The sequence below is a fragment of the Micromonospora sp. WMMD975 genome (assembly GCF_029581215.1).
Lineage (GTDB): Bacteria > Actinomycetota > Actinomycetes > Mycobacteriales > Micromonosporaceae > Micromonospora.
Window position 1 is genome coordinate 6,557,282 of the sequence record NZ_CP120739.1, and the last position, 19,879, is coordinate 6,577,160.

General features: G+C 72.1%; 19 protein-coding genes and 1 tRNA gene. 16 read left to right on the forward strand and 4 right to left on the reverse strand.

Annotated features, from left to right (window positions below):
- Nucleotides 1–56 precede the first annotated feature (56 nt).
- Nucleotides 57–1,301: a hypothetical protein gene (locus O7613_RS29625; protein ID WP_282291165.1), complete on the reverse strand. Its 1,245-nt coding sequence runs from the start codon at nucleotides 1,299–1,301 to the stop codon at nucleotides 57–59.
- A 58-nt stretch (nucleotides 1,302–1,359) separates the two neighbouring features.
- Between O7613_RS29625 and O7613_RS29630 the strand changes: the two genes are divergently transcribed.
- From O7613_RS29630 to O7613_RS29655, 6 genes are all read left to right on the forward strand, one after another.
- Nucleotides 1,360–2,262 carry a TatD family hydrolase gene (locus O7613_RS29630; protein WP_282291166.1) on the forward strand — a complete coding sequence of 301 codons (903 nt, stop codon included), beginning with the start codon at nucleotides 1,360–1,362 and terminating at the stop codon, nucleotides 2,260–2,262.
- Between the two features lie 79 nt (nucleotides 2,263–2,341).
- Nucleotides 2,342–3,211, forward strand: a complete 870-nt coding sequence (rsmA, locus tag O7613_RS29635) for a 16S rRNA (adenine(1518)-N(6)/adenine(1519)-N(6))-dimethyltransferase RsmA (RefSeq protein ID WP_281585054.1) — start codon at nucleotides 2,342–2,344, stop codon at nucleotides 3,209–3,211.
- Nucleotides 3,212–3,294: 83 nt separating this feature from the next.
- A complete protein-coding gene (locus O7613_RS29640; protein ID WP_282291167.1) occupies nucleotides 3,295–4,248 on the forward strand; it encodes a 4-(cytidine 5'-diphospho)-2-C-methyl-D-erythritol kinase in 954 nt (317 codons plus the stop codon).
- A gap of 66 nt (nucleotides 4,249–4,314) precedes the next feature.
- Complete coding sequence (locus O7613_RS29645) at nucleotides 4,315–6,114, forward strand: ABC-F family ATP-binding cassette domain-containing protein (protein WP_282291168.1); 1,800 nt, start codon at nucleotides 4,315–4,317, stop codon at nucleotides 6,112–6,114.
- Nucleotides 6,115–6,198: 84 nt separating this feature from the next.
- Entirely contained in the window at nucleotides 6,199–6,654 is a 456-nt protein-coding gene (locus tag O7613_RS29650) for a DUF4383 domain-containing protein (RefSeq protein WP_281585051.1), read from the forward strand.
- Nucleotides 6,655–6,773: 119 nt separating this feature from the next.
- The gene (locus O7613_RS29655) at nucleotides 6,774–7,250 is read left to right on the forward strand and encodes a DUF4383 domain-containing protein (RefSeq protein ID WP_282291169.1); all 477 of its coding nucleotides are present in this window, start codon (nucleotides 6,774–6,776) and stop codon (nucleotides 7,248–7,250) included.
- Here O7613_RS29655 and O7613_RS29660 read toward each other — a convergent pair.
- Nucleotides 7,240–7,905 carry a TetR/AcrR family transcriptional regulator gene (locus O7613_RS29660; RefSeq protein ID WP_281585049.1) on the reverse strand — a complete coding sequence of 222 codons (666 nt, stop codon included), beginning with the start codon at nucleotides 7,903–7,905 and terminating at the stop codon, nucleotides 7,240–7,242. The two genes, O7613_RS29655 and O7613_RS29660, sit on opposite strands and share 11 nt — an antisense overlap.
- 77 nt (nucleotides 7,906–7,982) lie before the next feature.
- Between O7613_RS29660 and O7613_RS29665 the strand changes: the two genes are divergently transcribed.
- The 9 genes from O7613_RS29665 (at nucleotide 7,983) to cysN (ending at nucleotide 16,463) form a co-directional block, all read left to right on the forward strand.
- Nucleotides 7,983–8,840, forward strand: coding sequence for a helix-turn-helix domain-containing protein (locus tag O7613_RS29665; RefSeq protein ID WP_281585048.1), 858 nt, complete (start codon nucleotides 7,983–7,985; stop codon nucleotides 8,838–8,840).
- 15 nt (nucleotides 8,841–8,855) lie between these two features.
- A tRNA-Gln gene (locus tag O7613_RS29670) sits at nucleotides 8,856–8,927 on the forward strand.
- 116 nt (nucleotides 8,928–9,043) lie between these two features.
- Nucleotides 9,044–10,507: a bifunctional UDP-N-acetylglucosamine diphosphorylase/glucosamine-1-phosphate N-acetyltransferase GlmU gene (gene glmU, locus O7613_RS29675; protein ID WP_348775394.1), complete on the forward strand. Its 1,464-nt coding sequence runs from the start codon at nucleotides 9,044–9,046 to the stop codon at nucleotides 10,505–10,507.
- A gap of 116 nt (nucleotides 10,508–10,623) precedes the next feature.
- Nucleotides 10,624–11,604 (forward strand): ribose-phosphate diphosphokinase, encoded by a 981-nt coding sequence (locus tag O7613_RS29680; protein WP_281585047.1) that lies wholly within the window; start codon nucleotides 10,624–10,626, stop codon nucleotides 11,602–11,604.
- 283 nt (nucleotides 11,605–11,887) lie between these two features.
- On the forward strand, nucleotides 11,888–12,583 hold the full coding sequence (locus tag O7613_RS29685; protein WP_281585046.1) for a 50S ribosomal protein L25/general stress protein Ctc: 696 nt from the start codon (nucleotides 11,888–11,890) through the stop codon (nucleotides 12,581–12,583).
- Nucleotides 12,584–12,675: 92 nt separating this feature from the next.
- Nucleotides 12,676–13,266 (forward strand): aminoacyl-tRNA hydrolase, encoded by a 591-nt coding sequence (gene pth / locus O7613_RS29690; RefSeq protein ID WP_281585045.1) that lies wholly within the window; start codon nucleotides 12,676–12,678, stop codon nucleotides 13,264–13,266.
- Between the two features lie 76 nt (nucleotides 13,267–13,342).
- Entirely contained in the window at nucleotides 13,343–14,167 is an 825-nt protein-coding gene (locus O7613_RS29695; protein ID WP_281585044.1) for an inositol monophosphatase family protein, read from the forward strand.
- 80 nt (nucleotides 14,168–14,247) lie between these two features.
- Nucleotides 14,248–15,159, forward strand: coding sequence for a sulfate adenylyltransferase subunit CysD (cysD, locus tag O7613_RS29700; protein ID WP_282291170.1), 912 nt, complete (start codon nucleotides 14,248–14,250; stop codon nucleotides 15,157–15,159).
- Nucleotides 15,159–16,463, forward strand: coding sequence for a sulfate adenylyltransferase subunit CysN (gene cysN, locus O7613_RS29705; RefSeq protein ID WP_282291171.1), 1,305 nt, complete (start codon nucleotides 15,159–15,161; stop codon nucleotides 16,461–16,463). Before cysD ends, cysN begins: the two co-directional genes overlap by 1 nt.
- 57 nt (nucleotides 16,464–16,520) lie before the next feature.
- Here the strand turns inward: cysN and galK are convergent, their stop codons facing one another.
- Nucleotides 16,521–17,678, reverse strand: a complete 1,158-nt coding sequence (gene galK / locus O7613_RS29710; RefSeq protein WP_282291172.1) for a galactokinase — start codon at nucleotides 17,676–17,678, stop codon at nucleotides 16,521–16,523.
- Nucleotides 17,675–18,661: a UDP-glucose 4-epimerase GalE gene (gene galE, locus O7613_RS29715; RefSeq protein ID WP_282291173.1), complete on the reverse strand. Its 987-nt coding sequence runs from the start codon at nucleotides 18,659–18,661 to the stop codon at nucleotides 17,675–17,677. Before galE ends, galK begins: the two co-directional genes overlap by 4 nt.
- Nucleotides 18,662–18,835: 174 nt before the next feature.
- Here galE and O7613_RS29720 point away from each other — a divergent pair, with 174 nt between their 5' ends.
- Complete coding sequence (locus O7613_RS29720) at nucleotides 18,836–19,852, forward strand: hemolysin family protein (protein WP_281585040.1); 1,017 nt, start codon at nucleotides 18,836–18,838, stop codon at nucleotides 19,850–19,852.
- Nucleotides 19,853–19,879: the final 27 nt, after the last annotated feature.

Here is a 19,879-nt window from a genome sequence, read left to right on the forward strand (position 1 = left end):
GAAACATCCTTCTGCGTGGGTACTCGGACGCCCACGCCTTCCCTCCCAGCCGGCGGCTAATCGTGGCGGCGCGGATACGGCAGATCCACCACCCGGTCGTCGGTCAACTCGGCGGCCGGCGCCCAGACCTCGTACACACCCCGTTCGTGACACTGCGCCCCGGTCACCGCCACCGCGTCCGGATCCGGGCGGCGCAGCCGCAACCGCAGCCAGCCCCCCTCCTCCCGCAGCACCAGGCAGGGCACGCCGCGCCAGGCCGCGATCCGCAGCCGACGGGCCGCCGCCTCCACCGGATAGCGGGCCGCCCGGGTCATCGCCAGCACCCGGAACCCGCCGGGCTGGTCGGCCACCGCCTCGTACTCCGCCCCGGCGTACGCGCCGACGAGCCGGGTGGAGCGCGGCGCGTCGCCGGTCGGCACGTACTCCTGGTCGGCGGCGAGGCCGGGCACCGCGGCCAGCAGGTGCCGCCACTGCGGGCCGGCCAGGCGCAGCCAGCCGCGCTGCTCCGCCTGATAGGTGTAGAGCACCACCTCCATCCCCTCGGCCGGGTAGGCGAGCAGGGTGGCGTTCGCCGGCATCGGCAGGTCCGCGAAGTCCCGGGTGACGAACTCCGGGACGAGCTGGGCGTCGCTCGGCACGAACCCGGTGCCCAGCACCGGCGGACCGAGCCGGTCCCGCGGCGGCAGGGCGGTCAGCCCGCGGTGCGCCGCGCCGACCGGGACGTCGTAGTCGGCCGGGTCGGCGGCCCGCCAGCGCAACGCATACGCCACGTCGCCGCCCTCCGGATCACCGCGCAGCACCGCCATCCCCGCCGGCGTCCGCAGGTGCGCCACGTCGTGCTCCCGGTAACAGAAGCCGTGCGGCAGCCAGCCCCGCACGTAACCGGCGAGCTGCCGGGCGGAGAGCACCTTCACCATCCGGGTGCCCGGCCTGATCACCGCCGACGCCCGCACCGCCGCCAACGTCGGGTCACCCGCCGCCGTCGGCCGCTGGCTGAGCTGGTGCACGTACGCCCAGCCCCGCTCCCGGTGCAGCGGCACCAGCAACGGCGCGTCCGTCTCCTCGGTCGGCTCCACCGCGCCCCGCACCGCGTCCACCTCGGTCGCGTGCACGAACTTTCGCCACGGATGACCGGCCCCGGGCCGGGGACACCACTCGAAGCCGGGCGCCTCGTCGGCGCTGAACAGCTCGTACGCCGCGCCCCGGGCGATCTCCTCGGCCGGGTACACCTGGCCGTGGTACGTCACGCGCAGCCCGGTCCGCTCGGAGGCGGCCCCGCCGGCCCGGTCAGTGACGGTCACCGGGAGACGCTAAGCCGGCCAGATGTGGTGCGTGTGAACGGACGGTGGCGGGTGTGTGATGCTGGCCGCGATGACCGAGCAGACCGAGACCCGCAAGCAGCGCGCCGCCCGCCGGGCCGGCGAGTTCCCGCCCGCGCCCGAGCCGCTGCCCGTGCCCGTGCCGGACAGCCACACCCACCTCGACATCACCGTCGGCGAGTACGGCTCGCCGCCGGGCGGCGACGGCGGCGACCCGGTGGCCGCCGCGATCGCCGTCGCCACCGGGGTCGGCGTGGACCGCCTGGTCCAGGTCGGCGTGGACGTCGAGTCGTCCCGGTGGGGCGCCGACGTCGCCGACCGGTACCCGGCGGTGCTGGCCACCGTGGCGTTGCACCCCAACGAGGCGCCCCGCCTGGACGACCTGGACGAGGCGCTGCGTGCGATCGAGGCGCTGGCCGGGCGGGACCGGGTGCGCGGCGTCGGCGAGACCGGCATGGACTTCTTCCGCACCGGCGCCGACGGGCGGGCCGCGCAGGAGGCGAGCTTCCGGGCGCACATCGCCATCGCCAAGCGGTACGGCAAGGCGCTCGTCATCCACGACCGCGACGCGCACGCCGACGTGCTGCGGATCCTCGACGACGAGGGCGCGCCGGACACCGTGGTGATGCACTGCTTCTCCGGCGACGCCGACTTCGCCCGCGAGTGCGTCCGCCGCGGGCACCTGCTGAGCTTCGCCGGCACGGTCACCTTCGGCAGCGCCGTCGCGCTGCGGGAGGCCGCCGCCGTCACCCCGCCCGCGCAGCTGCTCGTCGAGACCGACGCGCCGTACCTGACGCCGATGCCGCACCGGGGACGGCCGAACGCGTCGTACCTGATCCCGCTGACCGTCCGCTTCCTCGCCGACACCACTGGGGTTGATCTTGACGAGTTGTGCGCCGCCATCTCCACCAACGGTGAGCGCGCCTTCGGCCCGTGGTGTTAAGCGGGGCCCCCGCCACAACGCCAGGCGTTAACAAGGGCCCCCGCCTTACCGCGAAGCGGGGGCGCTTACGCTACGGGGCGTGACCGGACTCCTCGGCCCGGCGGAGATCCGGGAACTCGCCGCGCGGCTCGGCGTCACGCCGACCAAGAAACTCGGCCAGAACTTCGTGCACGACCCGAACACCGTGCGGCGGATCGTCACCACCGCCGGCCTCGCCCCGGACGACGTGGCCCTGGAGGTCGGCCCCGGCCTCGGCTCGCTCACCCTGGCCCTGCTGCCGGTCGCCGCGCACGTGCACGCCGTGGAACTCGACCCGGCGCTCGCCGCCGCGCTCCCGGAGACCGCCGCCCGGTTCGCCGGCCCGGACGCCGGCCGGCTCACCGTGCACCCCGCCGACGCGCTGCGGGTCACCGCCGCCGACCTGGCCGACCCGGCGCCCACCGCGCTTGTGGCGAACCTGCCCTACAACGTGGCCGTGCCGGTGGTGCTGCACCTGCTCGCCGAACTGCCCACCCTGCGGCACGGCCTGGTGATGGTGCAGAAGGAGGTCGCCGACCGGCTCGTCGCCGGACCCGGCTCCAAGGTGTACGGCATCCCCTCGGTCAAGCTCGCCTGGTACGCCCGCTCCCGGGCCGCCGGCAAGGTCCCGCCGAACGTGTTCTGGCCGGTACCCAACGTCGACTCCGGCCTGGTCGCGTTCACCCGCCGCGAGCCGCCCCGGCCGGACGTACCCCGCACGGCGGTGTTCGCGGTCGTCGACGCCGCGTTCGCCCAGCGCCGCAAGACGCTGCGCGCCGCCCTGGCCGGCTGGGCCGGCGGCGCGGACCGGGCCGCCGCCGCGCTCACCGCCGCCGGCGTGGACCCGGGCGCACGCGGCGAGTCACTCACCGTCGAGCAGTTCGCCGCCATCGCCGCGTCGGCCCCGGACGGCTCCGCCGCCGCCCAGTAGGCTGGCGCCGTTGCCCGACCCGCCGAGGAGCTGACCGTGCAGAAGCCGTTCGACATCCGCCCGCGCCCACGGGAGCTCACCCGGTGACCGAGGCCTGGCGACCGGAGGACGAGGACGGTCAGCGGCGCGGGGCCAGCGGCCCGGTCAAGGTGCGGGTGCCCGCCAAGGTCAACCTGCACCTCGGGGTGGGGCCGCTGCGCCGGGACGGCTACCACGAGCTGAACACCGTCTACCACGCCATCTCCATCTACGACGAGCTGACCGCCCGCCGCGGCGACACCCTCACGCTCACCATGGAGGGTGAGGGCGCCGGCGAGCTGGCTCTCGACGACACGAACCTGGCGCTGCGCGCCGCGCACGCCCTCGCCGGCTATGCCGGTGTCGCCCCGCACGCCCGGCTGCACCTGCGCAAGCACATCCCGCTCGCCGGCGGGCTGGCCGGCGGCAGCGCCGACGCCGCCGCCGCGCTCGTGGCCTGCGACGCGCTCTGGGGCACCGGCCTGTCCCGCGACGAACTGGCCGGCATCGCCGCCGACCTCGGCTCCGACGTGCCGTTCCTGATCCACGGCGGCACCGCGCTCGGCACCGGCCGGGGCGAGGCGGTCAGCCCGGTGCTGGCCCGCCCCACCTCCTGGCACTGGGTGGTGGCCATCGCCGACGGCGGCCTCTCCACCCCGGCCGCCTACCGCGAACTCGACCGGCTGCGCGACACCGGCGCCGCCGGCACGCCGCTGGGCAGCACCGACGCGCTGCTCGGCGCGCTGCGCCAACGCGACCCGCGGGTGCTCGCCGCCTCCCTCGGCAACGACCTCCAGGACGCCGCGCTGACCATGCGCCCGGCGCTCGCCGACACACTGAAGGCCGGCGAGGCCGCCGGCGCGCTCGCCGGCATCGTCTCCGGCTCCGGGCCCACCTGCGTGTTCCTCGCCGCCGACGAGGCAGACGCCGGGCGGATCGCCGACGAGCTGACCGCCGCCGCGGTGTGCCGGGAGGTACGGGTCGCGCACGGGCCCGTGCACGGCGCCCGCATCGTCTGACGCCCCGTACCCTTGACTCAGGCGTCCCGGACCCCGGGGCGCCTGAGTCGTGTGAAAGGTGAACCAGTGGCCAACATCGTCAACCTGGACCGGGTGTCCAAGGGGTACGGCGCCGCCGGGCCGCTGCTCACCGACGTCTCGCTCGGCCTGGACGACGCCGACCGGGTCGGCGTGGTCGGACTCAACGGCGCCGGCAAGTCGACGCTGCTGCGGCTGCTCACCCACACCGAGGAGCCCGACGACGGCCGGGTGACCCACCGCCGGGACCTGCGCGTGTCCTGGCTGCCGCAACGCCTGGACCTCGCACCCGACCTCACCGTGCGGGACGTCGTGCTCGGCACCGCGTGGCTCGCCGAGAGCATGGGCGCCGAACACGAGTGGGCCGGCGACGCCGGCGTCCGCGCCATCCTCGACGGCCTCGGCATGCCCCACCTCGGCCTCGACACGCCGATCGGCCCGATGTCCGGCGGGGAACGCCGCCGGGTGGCACTCGCCGCGCTGCTGGTCCGCGACGCCGACCTGCTCGTCCTCGACGAGCCCACCAACCACCTCGACGTCGGCGGCGTCGACTGGCTGGCCCGGCACCTGGTCACCCGCAAGGGCGCGCTCGTCGTGGTCACCCACGACCGCTGGTTCCTCGACGCCGTCTGCACCGCCACCTGGGAGGTGGCCGACCAGACCGTCCGGGCGTACGAGGGCGGCTTCGCCGCGTGGACGCTCGCCCGCGTCGAGCGGCAACGGATCGCCGCGGCCACCGAGGCCCGCCGGCAGAACCTGCTCCGCAAGGAGATCGCCTGGCTGCGCCGGGGCCCGCCGGCGCGTACCTCCAAGCCCAAGTTCCGCATCGACGCCGCCAACGCGCTCATCGCCGACGTGCCGGAGCCGCGCGACACCATGTCGCTGCAACGGCTCGCCACCGCCCGCCTCGGCAAGCAGGTGTACGACCTGGAGCACGTCACCCTGCACGCCGGCCCGAAGGAGATCCTGCACGACACCACCTGGCAGGTCGGGCCCGGCGACCGGATCGCCGTCCTCGGCCGCAACGGCGCCGGCAAGACCACCCTGCTGCGGATGCTCGCCGGGGTGACACGCGCCGACGGCGGGCGGTTCGCCGCCGGGCAGACCGTGCGGGCGGCGTTCCTCTCCCAGGAACTCGCCGAACTCCCCGGCCACCTGCGCGTGTTGGAGGCGGTCGAGGAGGTGGCCCGCCGGGTGCAGCTCGGCGACCGGGAGATCAGCGCCGCCCAGCTCGCGGAGATCTTCGGCTTCGACGACCGGCGGCTCTGGACCCCGGTGAGCGACCTCTCCGGCGGGGAGCGCCGCCGCCTCCAGATGCTGCGGCTGCTCGCCGGCGAGCCCAACGTGCTGCTGCTCGACGAGCCCACGAACGACCTGGACACCGACACCCTCGCCGCGCTTGAGGACCTGCTCGACTCCTGGCCCGGCACCATCGTGGTGGCCAGCCACGACCGCTATCTCATCGAGCGGGTCACCGAGGTCGCGTACGGCATGTTCGGCGACGGGCGGCTCGTGCACCTGCCCGGTGGCGTCGACGAGTACCTCGCGCGCGCCGCCGCGGCCGGTGGCCCGGCGCCCGCCGACCTCACCCCCGGCACGACCGCCCCGGCCCGCGACGGCATGTCCGCCGCCGAGGTACGCACCGCGAAGAAGGAGCTCAACCGGCTGGAACGGCAGATCGCCAAGCTCGAACAGAAGGAGGCGGGCCTGCACGAGCAGCTCGCCGCCAACGCCACCGACTACACCCGGGTCGCCGAGCTGGACGCCCAGCTCAAGGAGGTGCGGGCCGAGCGGGACCGCACCGAGGAGACCTGGCTGGCGCTTGCCGAGGAACTGCCCGGCGGCTGAGAGTGGGGGGTGTGCGGGGTCACTGACCGCCGTCGGGGACAATCAGCGGAAACTCTCACCCGTTCGGTCTTTGGAGACGCAGAGATGGCCCACACCCCCGTCAACCACCCCGCGCGGCCGATCTTCCGGGCGATCGGCGGGCTCGTTGGTCTGTACTTCGTCGTCTTCGGCGCCCTCGGCGTCATCGCCAGCGCCGGCAACGACTTCTTCGCCCAGGACGACACGAAGGTGCTCGGCCAGGGCACCAACATGGGCTTCTCGCTGCTGTCGGTGCTGCTCGGCGTGGTGATCCTGGTCGGCGTGGTGATCGGCCGCAACCTCGACGTGGCGGTCAACCAGTGGATGGCGTACACCCTGATGGTCATCGGCCTGGCCGCGCTGGCGTTCCTCCAGACCGACGCCAACGTCCTCAACTTCTCGATCATGACGGTGATCGTGGTCCTGACCCTGTCGCTCGTGCTCCTGGTGGTCGGCATGTACGGCAAGGTCGGCAGCGACGACGAGCACGAGGCCTGGCAGAAGGCCCGCCTGGTGCTCTGATCCCGAACCACCCGACGGCCCCGGCGCGCCGCGCCGGGGCCGTCGGCGTCTTTCCGGGACGGAGGCGGGTGGCTCGGGTGACAATTGCCCCGAATCGGTCTCCACGGTTGGAGGGCAGCATGGCGCACTTCCCGGTGAACCACCCCGCGCGACCGTTCTACCGGGTGCTGTCCGGGCTCATCGGCCTCTACATCCTGGTCTTCGGCGTCTGGGGCGTGTTCGAGACCTGGGGCGACGGGCTGTTCGGGCGGGACGGCAGCACCGCCCTCGGGCTGCGTACCAACCTGGCCTTCTCGCTGGTCTCGGTGGTCTTCGGCGCGGTCCTGATCGTGGGCGCGTCCCGCCGCGACAACCTCGGGCACTACATGAACCTCACCGCCGGGGTGGTCTTCCTGGTCACCGGCATCCTGATGATGGCCGTGCTGCAGACGTCGGCGAACTTCCTGAACTTCTCCATGTCCACAGTCGTCGTGTCCATGCTGTTCGGGCTGATCCTGCTCGCCACCGGCCTCTACGACAAGGTCGGGCCGCCGGAGCACGCCGAGGAGGAGCGTCGCCGCCGCTACCACTCGGTCGCCGAGGGCCCTAACTCCTGATCGGGCCCGGCTTCGACTCCAGGTGCGACAGGCCGTTCCAGGCCAGGTTCACCAGATGCGCCGCCACCGTCTCCTTGCGCGGCTTGCGCACCTCCAGCCACCAGCGCCCGGCCAGCGCCACCATGCCCACGAGCGCCTGCGAATAGAGCTCCGCCAGCTTCGGGTCGTACCCCCGGCTGTGGAACTCCGCGCCGAGGATGTGCTCCACCTGGTGTGCGACGTCGTTCATCACGCTGCTGAAGTTGCCCGTCGCGGACATCAGCGGCGACTCGCGGACCAGCACCCGGAACCCGCTGGTCTCCTCCTCGATGTAGGTCAGCAACGTCAGCGCGGCCTGCTCCAGCAACTCGCGCGGGTGGCCCGCGGTCAACGCCGTGGTGATCCGCTCCAACAGTGAGCGGACCTCCCGGTCCACCACCACCGCGTAGAGCCCCTCCTTGCCGCCGAAGTGCTCGTAGACCACCGGCTTGGAGACCTTGGCCCGTGCCGCCACCTCTTCGATCGAGGTGGCGTCGAACCCGCGCTCCGCGAAGATCTGCCGGGCGATCGAGATCAACTGCTCGCGCCGCTGGGTCGCGGACATGCGTACCCGGGAGGGCTTGGTCGCCGGGACAGCCCGCCGCCGACTGCGGTCGCTGCCGGGAACGTCGGTCACCCGCCCATCCTGCCAGGCCCGGGCCGCACCGGCCGACCGGTCGTTGCGTTGTCGTACACCTGTTCTAATTTCGTGTGGTGACCGATCCACTTGCCATCGAGGCGCGCCGTCTACGCGTCGAAGAACAGCTCTCCGTGGCGGAGATCCAGGCCCGGCTGGGCATCGGTCGGGACAGGGTCTACGCGATGCTGCGCGGAATTCCCCCTCCCGAATGGACCCGTCGACCCCGCGCTCGGGACGACGACCGCGCCGAGGCGGTGCGTCTGCGGAAGGGCGGCCGGTCGGTGAACCAGATCGCGGAGCAGCTCGGGGTGGCGAAGTCGACGGCCTACCAGTGGGTGCGCCACCTGCCGCTGGATCCGGACGCGGCGACGGCCGAGCGGCGTCGCGCGCACTCGAAGGTGATGACGGAGGCCCGCTGGAGCGCGTACCGGGAGTCGCGGGACGCGGCGCAGGCCGCCGAGCAGGCCAGAGCTGCCGGTGTGGTGGGTGGCCTCAGCGAACGGGACCTGCTGGTGCTGGGCGCGGCGATCTACTGGTGCGAGGGGGCCAAGTCCAAGCCGTGGCGGCGACCGGTGACGATGCAGTTCGTCAACACCGACCCCGGTCTGCTGGCGTTGTTCCTACGCTTCCTCGAAGTCTGCGGCGTCGATCGGGCGGTGCCGACCTACCGGGTAAGCATCCATGAGTCGGCTGATGCCGAGGCTGCCGTCGATTGGTGGGCGCAGCGGCTGCGGCTGCCACTGGAACGGTTCCGCCGCACCGCGCTGAAGCGGCACAACCCGACAACGATGCGGCGCAACACCGGAGACACCTATCACGGCTGCCTCGTGATCACTGTGCCGCGCAGCCGTGCGCTCTACTGGCGGATCGAAGGTATGATCTCCGAGCTGTTCCGGATCGCGGACGGGGAAGCCGAGGAGGCTGGTCCGTAGGTCTTGACATGGCAATGGGGTGTGGGGTAACGGCAACCCGCAGGCCTTTGGAGCCTTGAGCTCCTGGTTCGAATCCAGGCACCCCAGCTCACTCGCCGAATTCACCCCGGGTGGACGGCGTTTGTGCGGCCGGATGCGAATTGGGGCGAGTCGCGTGGTTAGCATGACCGCGAGACTGTCGCCATACCGACGGGAGCCACGTCGTGCCCCAGCCCCACCTCCGCACCGTTGTCGTGCTCGCCGCCGGTGAGGGCAAGCGGATGAAGTCGTCCGTGCCCAAGGTGCTGCACCCCCTCCTCGGCCGTACCCTGCTCGGTCACGTGCTGGCCGCGGCCGGGCCGTTGGGCGCGGACCACACGATGGTGGTGGTCGGCCACGGCGCCGACCAGGTGCGGGCACACCTCGCCGAGGTCGCCCCGACGGCCGTCCCGGTGCTCCAGGAGCGTCAGCTCGGCACCGGGCACGCGGTCCGGATCGCGTTGGACGCGGCGCCGGACGCGACGGGCACCGTCGTGGTGATCAACGGAGACGTGCCGTTGCTGCGTCCGGAGACGGTCGAGGCCCTGGTCGAGGCGCACGAGGGGGGCGCGGCGGCGGCGACCGTGCTGGCCGCCGAGGTCCCGGACCCGGCCGGTCTGGGGCGGATCGTGCGGGACGCGCACGGGCGGTTGGAGCAGATCGTCGAGGAGCGCGACGCCACGCCCGCGCAGCGCGCGCTGCGGGAGATCAACGCGGGCATCTACGCGTTCGACGTGGCCCGGCTGCGGGAGGCGCTGGGCAAGCTCTCCACCGACAACGATCAGGGCGAGGAATACCTGACCGACGTGTTCGCCCTGCTCCGGGACGCGGGCGAGCCGGTGGTGGTGCACTGCGCGCCCGACCACGTGGAGACGCTCGGCTGCAACGACCGGGTGGAGCTGGCCGGGCTGCGCCAGTTGTTGCGCGACCGGGTCAACGAGGGCTGGATGCGCACCGGGGTGAGCATTCTCGACCCGCACACCACCTGGATCGACGTGACGGTCACCGTGGAGCGGGACGCCGTGATCGACCAGAACACCCAGTTGCAGGGCGCCACCGTGGTCGGCGCGGGCGCGCTCGTGGGCCCGGACACCACGCTTGTCGACACCGTGGTGGGCGAGGACGCGAGGGTGGTACGCAGCCACGCGGTGGGCGCCGAGGTCGGCCCGCAGGCGAGCGTCGGGCCGTACGCGTACCTGCGGCCGGAGTCGCGGCTGGCCCGCAAGGCGAAGGTCGGCACGTTCGTGGAGACCAAGAAGGCGTCGATCGGGGAGGGTTCGAAGGTGCCCCACCTGTCGTACGTGGGGGACGCGACGATCGGTGATCACAGCAACATCGGCGCGGCCACGGTCTTCGTCAACTACGACGGGGTGCGCAAGCACCACACCACGATCGGCAGTCACGCGCGCACCGGGGCGGACAACATGTTCGTGGCGCCGGTGCGGGTGGGTGACGGCGCGTACACCGCGGCCGGCTCGGTGATCGTCGCGGACGTGCCGGCGGGCGCGATGGCGGTGGCGCGGGGCCAGCAGCGCAACGTGGAGGGCTGGGTAGTGCGCAAGCGGCCCGATTCGGCGGCTGCGGAGGCGGCGCGTCGGTCCGGTGAGGGTGCGTCGGAGCCGGGCGGCGCGGCAAGCGAAGGTGACTGAATCCACGGGGACGGCCGGGCCGTGGGTGGACCGGTGAACCCGGGGGATACTGCAACCGAACAGTCCCCGGCTCCACCGCCGCCGGGCACCACCGACACACGGGAGCAGACGGGCCCATGGGCAGCATCGTCGCCGAGAACCGCAAGAGCCTGATGCTCTTTTCCGGGAGGGGTTTTCCGGAGCTGGCCAAGGAGATCGGTGAGGTGCTCGGCGTCGCGCCGACGCCCACCGACGCGTACGAGTTCGCCAACGGTGAGATCTTCGTACGGTTCAAGGACTCGGTGCGTGGGTCGGACGCCTTCGTGGTGCAGTCCGTGACGCACGGGGTGAACACCTGGGTCATGGAGACCCTGATCATGGTCGACGCGCTGAAGCGTGGTTCGGCCAAGCGGATCACCGTGGTGTTGCCGTTCTACCCGTACTCCCGGCAGGACAAGAAGCATCGCGGCCGGGAGCCGATCTCGGCGCGGTTGGTGGCCGACCTGTTGAAGACCGCGGGCGCGAACCGGATCCTCACCGTCGACCTGCACACCGCGCAGATCCAGGGCTTCTTCGACGGGCCGGTGGACCACCTGTTCGCGATGGACATCCTGGCCGAGTACGTCGAGCACCGCTATGCGGGTCGGCCGATGACGGTGGTGGCGCCGGACTCGGGTCGGGTGCGGGTGGCCGAGCGTTGGACGGACCGGCTGGGTGGCTGCCCGTTGGCGTTCATCCACAAGACGCGTGACCCGATGAAGCCGAACCAGGTGGTGGCGAACCGCGTGGTCGGTGAGGTCGAGGGCCGGGTGTGCCTGATCGTGGACGACATGATCGACACCGGTGGCACGATCTCCAAGGCGGCCGACATCCTGAAGGAGTCGGGGGCGGCGGAGATCGTGGTCGCGTCGACCCACGCGTTGTTGTCGGATCCGGCGACCGAGCGGTTGAAGAACAGCCCGATCAGCGAGGTCGTGGTGACGAACACGCTGCCGTTGCCGCCGGAGAAGCAGCTCGACAAGTTGACCGTGCTGTCGATCGCCCCGCTGCTGGCCCGGGCGATCCGGGAGGTCTTCGACGACGGTTCGGTGACCACCCTCTTCGGTGGTCTGAGCTGATCGTCGGGTTCGGCCGCCGGTGTCGTCCGGCGGCCGGGCCGTGGCCCGGCGCGCCGGACGGGACGGTGATACGGGGACTGCCGGAGAGCCCGGAATCCGCTCGGGTAGACTGGTCCGGTTGCCACGGCGAGGGTGCCCGGCGGGCTGCTGAATAGCACCGCGCGGAGGCGCCGTCATCGACGCGGTGCTCCGGGCGGTCGTTCATGACCTTGAGCCCCAGCGAGCCCCTCGCCCAGCACCGCCAGACGACAAGCCGCCGCAGCGAAGCATCAGGAGTTTCCCCGTGTCCGAGGTAAAGATCAGCGCCGAGCCCCGCACCGAGTTCGGCAAGGGTGGTGCCCGTCGTACCCGCCGGGCCGGCAAGGTGCCAGCCGTGCTGTACGGCCACGGCGAGAAGCCCACGCACATCGCGTTGCCGGCGCGGGAGTTCGCCGCGGCGATCCGCAAGGGCGGCGCGAACCAGCTCTTCGCGATCGAGGTCAGCGACGGCACCCAGGTGCTGGCGTTGCCGAAGGCGATCCAGCGTGACCCGATCCGGGACTCCTTCGAGCACGTGGACCTGCTCCTGGTCCGCCGGGGCGAGAAGGTCACCGTCGAGGTTCCGGTCCAGCTGACCGGTGAGGCCGCGCGGGACACCCTGATCGTGCACGACCACGACACCCTGTCGGTGACCGCCGACGCGACCAAGGTGCCGGACCACCTGGAGGCGTCGATCGACGGTGCCGAGGCGGGCACCGTGGTCACCGCCGGCGATGTCGAGCTGCCGACCGGTGTCGAGCTGGCCGTGGACGCGGAGCTGCCGGTCGCCTCGGTGACCGCCGCCCCGACCGCCGAGCAGCTTGAGGCCACCCTCCCGGAGGTCGAGGAGGCCACCGAGGAGGCCGAGGCCGGCGCCGGCGAGGAGACCGCCGAGGCTCCGGAGGGCGCTCCGGCCGCCGAGGGCGAAGAGGCTCCGGCCGAGGCGAAGACCGGGGCCTGACCGGTCCGCAGGCTGTGCGACAGGCGTCCCCGGGGGTCCGGGGGCGCCTGTCGGCGTATCGGGGCGGGTAGCGAGCGGGAAGGGGCGTCGGGGTGACGGACGAGGCGGGGCCGTGGCTGGTGGTCGGCCTGGGAAACCCCGGTCGGGAGTACGCGAACAACAGGCACAACGTCGGGTTCATGGTGGCCGACCTGTTGGCCGCCCGGGTGGGCGCGAAGTTCGGCCGGCACCGGCGGGCGGTGGCCGAGGCCGCCGAGGGGCGGCTGGGGTTCGGCGGCCCGAAGTTGGTGCTGGTGAAGCCGCTTACCTACATGAACCTCTCCGGTGGCCCGGTCGCCGGCCTGGCCCAGTTCCACAAGATCCCGCCGGGCCGGGTGATCGCGGTGCACGACGAGCTGGACATCCCGTACGGGCAGGTGCGGGTGAAGTGTGGTGGGGGCGAGGGCGGCCACAACGGCCTGCGGTCGATGTCGAAGTCCCTCGGCACGAAGGACTACGTGCGGGTCCGTTTCGGGGTCGGGCGGCCGCCGGGTCGGCAGGATCCGGCGGACTTCGTACTCTCGGATTTTTCCTCGGCCGAGCGCAAGGAGCTGGAGTTCCTGGTGGATCGCGCGGCGGACGTGGTGGAGTCGGTGGTCACCAAGGGTGTGGAGCCGACGCAGAACCTGTACCACGGGGCCTGACCGGCGTCTCCGGAGCCGGCCGGTAGTCTGCGCCTGCGCGAGGTGAGCGAAGGCCGGCGAGAGGAGCGGTGACACCATGGGCAGTCCTCCGGTGATCGACGGCGCGTTCGCCCGCTGGCTGGCGTCGCGGGCCGGGCAGGCGTTGGTGGACCTGCGCGCGGAGGTGGGCTTCGGGGACGCGGAGGCGTTGCGATCGGCCGGGGACAAGGTCTCGCACGACCTGATCCGGACCGAGTTGGCGAAGTGGCGCCCGGCGGACGCGGTGCTGTCGGAGGAGGACGCGGGCTCGCGGGTGGCCGGGGCGGGCGGCGAGGCGGCGGCCCGACTGGCCGCGGACCGGGTGTGGATCGTCGATCCGTTGGACGGCACCCGGGAGTACGCCGAGGAGGGGCGCGCGGACTGGGCGGTGCACGTGGCGCTCTGGTCGCGGCGGGCGCCCACGCCGCACGGCCTGGTGGCGGGCGCGGTGGGCCTGCCGGCGCAGCACCGGGTGGTGGGCACGGACTACCCGCCTGCGTACCCGCCGATGCCCGTGGAGTCGAGGTCGGCGGGCGGCGTGCGGACCATCCGGTTGGCGGCCAGTCGTAGCCGTCCGCCGGTTTTCCTAACCGATCTGGCAGAGGACGTCGGCGCTCATCTGGTTCCGATGGGCTCGGCGGGCGCGAAGATCGCCGCCGTGGTCACCGGTGAGGTCGACGCGTACATCCACGCGGGCGGCCAGTACGAGTGGGACTCCGCCGCTCCGGTCGCTGTGGCGACGGCCACCGGACTGCATGCTTCCCGGATCGACGGTTCTGCGCTGAAATACAACGAGGCCGACCCGCGCCTACCGGATCTGCTGGTCTGCCGCAAGGATCTCGCGAGTCGGTTGCTTGCAGCGTTGCAGCGGCATTCCGGGTAACCTGAGCGTTCTTCTTCACGACTCCGACCGGAAAGGTCTGGATTCCCGATGTACGGTTCCGAGCGAATCGAGTTCGTGTCATGACGGCCCCCGCCGCGTACCAGGTGTCGCAGCTCGACGAGTTGGAGGCGGAGAGTGTCTTCGTGATGCGTGAGGTGGTCGCGGAGATGGAGCGGCCGGTGTTGCTGTTCTCCGGTGGTAAGGACTCGATCGTGATGTTGCGGTTGGCCCAGAAGGCGTTCGCCCCGGCCAACATCCCGTTCCCGGTGATGCATGTGGACACGGGGCACAACTTCCCCGAGGTGCTCGACTACCGGGATCAGCGGGTGGCCGAGTTGGGGTTGCAGTTGATCGTGGCGAGTGTGCCGGAGGCGTTGACCAAGGGCCTGGTCCGCGAGGCGGCGGACGGGACGCGGAACCGGATCCAGACGCCGGTGTTGTTGGACGCGGTGGAGAAGCATCGGTTCGATGCGTTGTTCGGTGGGGCGCGGCGGGATGAGGAGAAGGCGCGGGCGAAGGAGCGGGTGTTCAGTTTCCGGGATGAGTTCGGGCAGTGGGATCCGAAGAACCAGCGTCCGGAGTTGTGGTCGTTGTACAACGGGCGGCATCATCCGGGTGAGTCGATTCGGGTGTTCCCGTTGTCCAACTGGACGGAGTTGGACGTCTGGCACTACATCGCCCGGGAGGGGATTCCGCTGCCGTCGATCTACTTCGCGCATGAGCGGGAGGTGATCGAGCGGGATGGGATGTTCTACGCGGTGAACGAGTTTTTCCGGGCCCGCGCCGGTGAGCAGCCGTTCACCGCCCAGGTGCGGTACCGGACGGTGGGTGACGCGTCCTGCACCGCGGCGGTCCGCTCGGACGCGGACACGGTGGAGAAGGTGATTGAGGAGGTGGCCGCGACGCGGATCACCGAGCGGGGCGCGACCCGGGGTGATGATCGGGTCAGTGAGGCCGCCATGGAGGACCGCAAGCGAGAGGGCTACTTCTGATGAGCGTCGACACCCTGGCCCCGGCCGACGGTGAGACCGCCGCGCGGCCGATGGACCTGCTGCGGTTCGCGACCGCCGGGAGCGTCGATGATGGTAAGTCGACGTTGATCGGTCGGTTGTTGTATGACACGAAGTCGTTGTTCAGTGACCAGTTGGCCGCGGTGGAGGCGGTCAGCGCGGCGCGGGGGGATGAGTACACGAATTTGGCGTTGCTGACCGACGGCCTGCGGGCGGAGCGGGAGCAGGGCATCACGATCGATGTGGCGTACCGGTACTTCGCCACGCCGCGGCGGAAGTTCATCATCGCTGACACGCCGGGGCATATTCAGTACACGCGGAACATGGTGACCGGGGCGTCGACGGCGGATTTGGCGTTGATCCTGGTGGACGCGCGTAAGGGTCTGGTGGAGCAGTCCCGGCGGCATGCGTTCCTGTGTTCGCTGTTGCGGGTGCCGCACCTGGTGTTGTGTGTCAACAAGATGGACCTGGTCGACTGGTCGCAGGAGGTGTTCGAGCGGATCGCCGACGAGTTCACCGCGTTCGCCGCGAAACTCGACGCCCCGGACCTGACCGTGGTGCCGGTCTCCGCGCTCCGCGGGGACAACATCGTGTCCCGGTCGGAGAACATGCCCTGGTACGAAGGGCCGTCGCTGCTGCACCACCTGGAACACGTCCACATCGCCTCCGACCGCAACCTCGTCGACGTCCGCTTCCCGGTGCAGTACGTGATCCGCCCGCAGTCCACCACCGTCACCGACTACCGCGGCTACGCCGGTCAGGTCGCCTCCGGCGTCCTGAAACCCGGCGACGAGGTGATGGTCCTGCCGTCCGGGTTCACCAGCCGCATCACCGCGGTCGAAACCGCCGACGGCCCCGTCGACGAGGCGTTCCCCCCGATGTCGGTCACCGTCCGCCTCACCGACGAGATCGACATCTCCCGCGGCGACATGATCTGCCGACCGAACAACGCCCCCATGGTCGCCCAGGACATCGAAGCGATGATCTGCTGGATGGACGAAACCCGGCCCCTCCAGGTCGGCGGCAGGTACGCCATCAAACACACCACCCGCACCGCACGGGCGATCGTCCGCGACCTGCACTACCGCCTCGACATCAACTCCCTGCACCGCGACGAGACAGCAGGCGAACTGAAACTCAACGAAATCGGCCGGATCCGACTCCGCACCACCGTTCCGTTACTCGCCGACGAATACCGCCGCAACCGCACCACCGGCGGCTTCATCATCATCGACGAAACCACCAACCGCACCGTCGCCGCCGGCATGATCGTCGAAGGCGGCTGAGGTTTTTGATAGGCGGGGGCCCTTCTTAACACCCGTGTGTTAAGAAGGGCCCCCGCCTTACAACCGGGTGACGCCGCCGGCGGGGAGGACGGTCAGGGTGCCGGGGGCGGGGAAGCCGCGCTCGGCGTACGCGGTCCGGACGGCGGTGGCCACCGTGTCGGCGGCGTCCGCGTCAACCAGGGCGAGCACGCAGCCGCCGAAACCGCCGCCGGTCATCCGCGCGCCGTACGCCCCGGCGTGCAGCGCCGCCTCGACCGCGACGTCGACCTCCGGGACGGTGATCTCGAAGTCGTCGCGCATCGAAGCGTGGGAGGCGGTCAGCAGCGGCCCGGCCTCGCGGACCCGGTCGGCGCGGAGCAACGCGACGGTGTCGAGCACCCGCTGGTTCTCGGTGACCACGTGCCGGACCCGGCGACGGGTCTCGTCGTCGTCGAGGCGGGCCAGCGCCGCGTCGAGGTCGGCGGTGGGCACGTCGCGCAGGGCGACCACTCCGAGTGTCGCGGCGGCTCGTTCGCAGCTCTTCCGCCGGGCGGCGTACTCCCCGTCGGCGTGCCGGTGCGGCGCGCGCGAGTCGACGACAAGCACGGCCAGCCCGGCGGCGTCCAGGTCGAACGGGATCTGCTCGATCTCCTCGGTGCGGCAGTCGAGGAAGAGGGCGTGCCCCTCCCGGCCCCGGATGACCGCGGACTGGTCCATGATCCCGGTCGGCGCGCCGACGTAGTCGTTCTCGGCGCGCTGGGCGAGCCGGGGCCACCGCTCGGCGGGCAGGTCCAGCCCGCCGAGGTCGACCAGTGCGGCCAGCACCGCCGACTCGATGGCGGCCGACGAGGAGAGCCCGGAGCCGACCGGAACGTCGGAGGCGACGGCGAGCCGCGCGCCCGGTACGTCGAGGCCGGCGGCGCGCAGCGCCCAGACGACGCCGGCCACGTAGGCGGCCCAGCCATCGACCCGGCCGGGCTCGTCGGCCGCCTCGGCGTCGAACTCCACCGGCTCGTCGTCCAGCTCCGACCAGACCGTCCAGCGCCCGTCCGGGCCGGGTGCCGCGGCGACGACGGTACGCAGCGGAAGCGCGAAGGGCAGTACGAAGCCGTCGTTGTAGTCGGTGTGCTCGCCGATCAGGTTGACCCGCCCGGGAGCCGCCCAGCGGCCGGCCGGCTCGCCGGCGTACCGCTGCCGGAAGCCGGCGGTGGCGCGGACGGCGACGTCGCCGCTCATGGGCGTGCGCCCGCGATGTGTTCGCGGTAGAACGCCCAGGCGTCGCCGACCATGTCCTGGAGGGTCGGCTTCGCCGGCACCCAGCCCAGCTCGTCGCGGGCCAGCGCGGACGAGGCGACCAGTTCGGCGGGGTCGCCCTCGCGGCGCGGCGCCACCTCGACCGGCAGCGGGTGCCCGGTGATCTCGCGGACCACGTCGACGACCTGGCGGTTGGTGAAGCCGTTGCCGTTGCCCAGGTTGTAGATCCGGTGGCGGCCCGGCGTGGCCGCGTCGAGCGCGAGCAGGTGGGCGCGGGCCAGGTCCTCGACGTGGATGTAGTCGCGGACGCAGGTGCCGTCGACGGTGGGGTAGTCGTCGCCGAAGAGTTGGAGCTTCTCGCGCCGGCCGGCGGCCACGTCGAGCGCGATCGGGATGAGGTGCGTCTCCGGGTCGTGCCGCTCGCCGATGGCCTGCCCGTCGCGCAGGTAGGCCCCGGCGACGTTGAAGTAGCGCAGCGAGACGGCGCCCAGCTCGTGCGCGATCGCCTCGGAGGTGAGCGCCATGTCGACGGCCAGCTTCGTCGCCCCGTAGGTGTTGGTGGGGGCTTTGACAGCGGTTTCCGGGATGGGCAGCTCGGTGGGGTTGCCGTAGACGGCGGCGGTGGAGGAGAAGACCATCCGCGGGACCCGGGCGGCGCGGACCGCGTCGAGCAGGGCGAGCGAGCCGACGGTGTTGGTGTCCCAGTAGAGCTCCGGGCGGATCATCGACTCACCGGCGGCGATCAGGGCGGCGAAGTGCAGCACGCCGTCGAACCCGGCGTCGGGGGTGAGCACCCGGGCGGCCTCGTGCACGGGCAGGTCGACGTGGGTCGCCTCGGGGGCGAGCGCTTCGCGGTGGCCGGTGCGCAGGTCGTCCAGCACCGTCACCTGGTGGCCGTGGTCGAGCAGCATCCGGGTCACCACGCTGCCGATGTAGCCGGCGCCGCCGGTGACGAGCAGTTTCACGTCGGGTCCTCCTGCCTGGCCGCGTCCGTGTCGGCCGTCCGTGATCACCCTACGGCCGGGACGCCCGGGACGGCGGTCGAGTGCGCCTCACTTCATTCCACCACAAACCATCAGGGCCGAACAGATCCGAACATCGGGGCGGGTCGTCGGCGGTCGATGTCTACCATGCTTGTCATGCGGGAAGCGGGTGGTCCCGGGCCCCGGCGACGACCGCCGGGGCGGCCCCGACGCGAACCCGGTCCGCTGGCCCGGGCCGTGGCCCGCCTGGTGGTGCGGGCCGCCGACGGCGCCACCCGCCTGGTCACCGGCCTGCTCGGGGCGAGTCCGACCGCCGGGCGGGAACGGATCAGCGAGGCCGAGCTGCGCGACCTGGTCGCGGCGAACACGGTGCTCGACCCGGACGAGCGGCGGATCATCGACGAGGTGCTGGCGGCCGGCGCGCGGCTGGTACGCGAGGTGATGGTGCCTCGCACCGAGGTCGTCTTCCTCTCCGCCGGGCACTCCATGGCGCAGGCGCAGCGGCTGGTCCGGGACGACCCGCACACCCGCTACCCGGTGGTGGACGGCACCCCTGACGATGTCATCGGCCTGGTGCACCTGCGGGACGTGTTGCTGCACCCGGAGCCGGCCGGCACGGTCGCCGTCGGTGAGCTGATCCGCGAGGTGAAACGGCTGCCGGGCAGCAAACGGGTGCTCGCCGCGCTCACCGAGATGCGCCGGGAGGGGCACCACCTGGCCGTGGTGGTCGACGAGTACGGCGGCACCGCCGGCATCGTCACCTGCGAGGACCTGGTCGAGGAGTTGGTCGGGGAGATCTACGACGAGGGTCACGCCCCGCCCGGGACGGAGCCCGCGGGTCTGCCCGCCGTGGTCGACGGCCGGCTCAACCTGGTCGACTTCGCCGAGCGCACCGGCGTGCCGCTGCCCGCCGGCCCGTACGAGACAGTCGGCGGGTACGTGATGGCCGCGCTGGGCCGGCTGCCGGTGACCGGCGACGAGGTGCCGGTGGCGGTCGACCCGACGGGCGGATCGGACGTCACCGATCCGGAGGGCTTTCTGCTGCGGGTGCTGGCGCTCGACGGTCGGCGGGTGTCCCGCCTGGCGGTCTCCACGCTGCGGCTGCCCGAGCCCCGACGCGAGGTCAGCGGCCCGCTCCCGCCCGTACCCGTCCGACCCGCCGGCCCGTCATGACGGATCCCGGGGCTTGCTGACAGAATT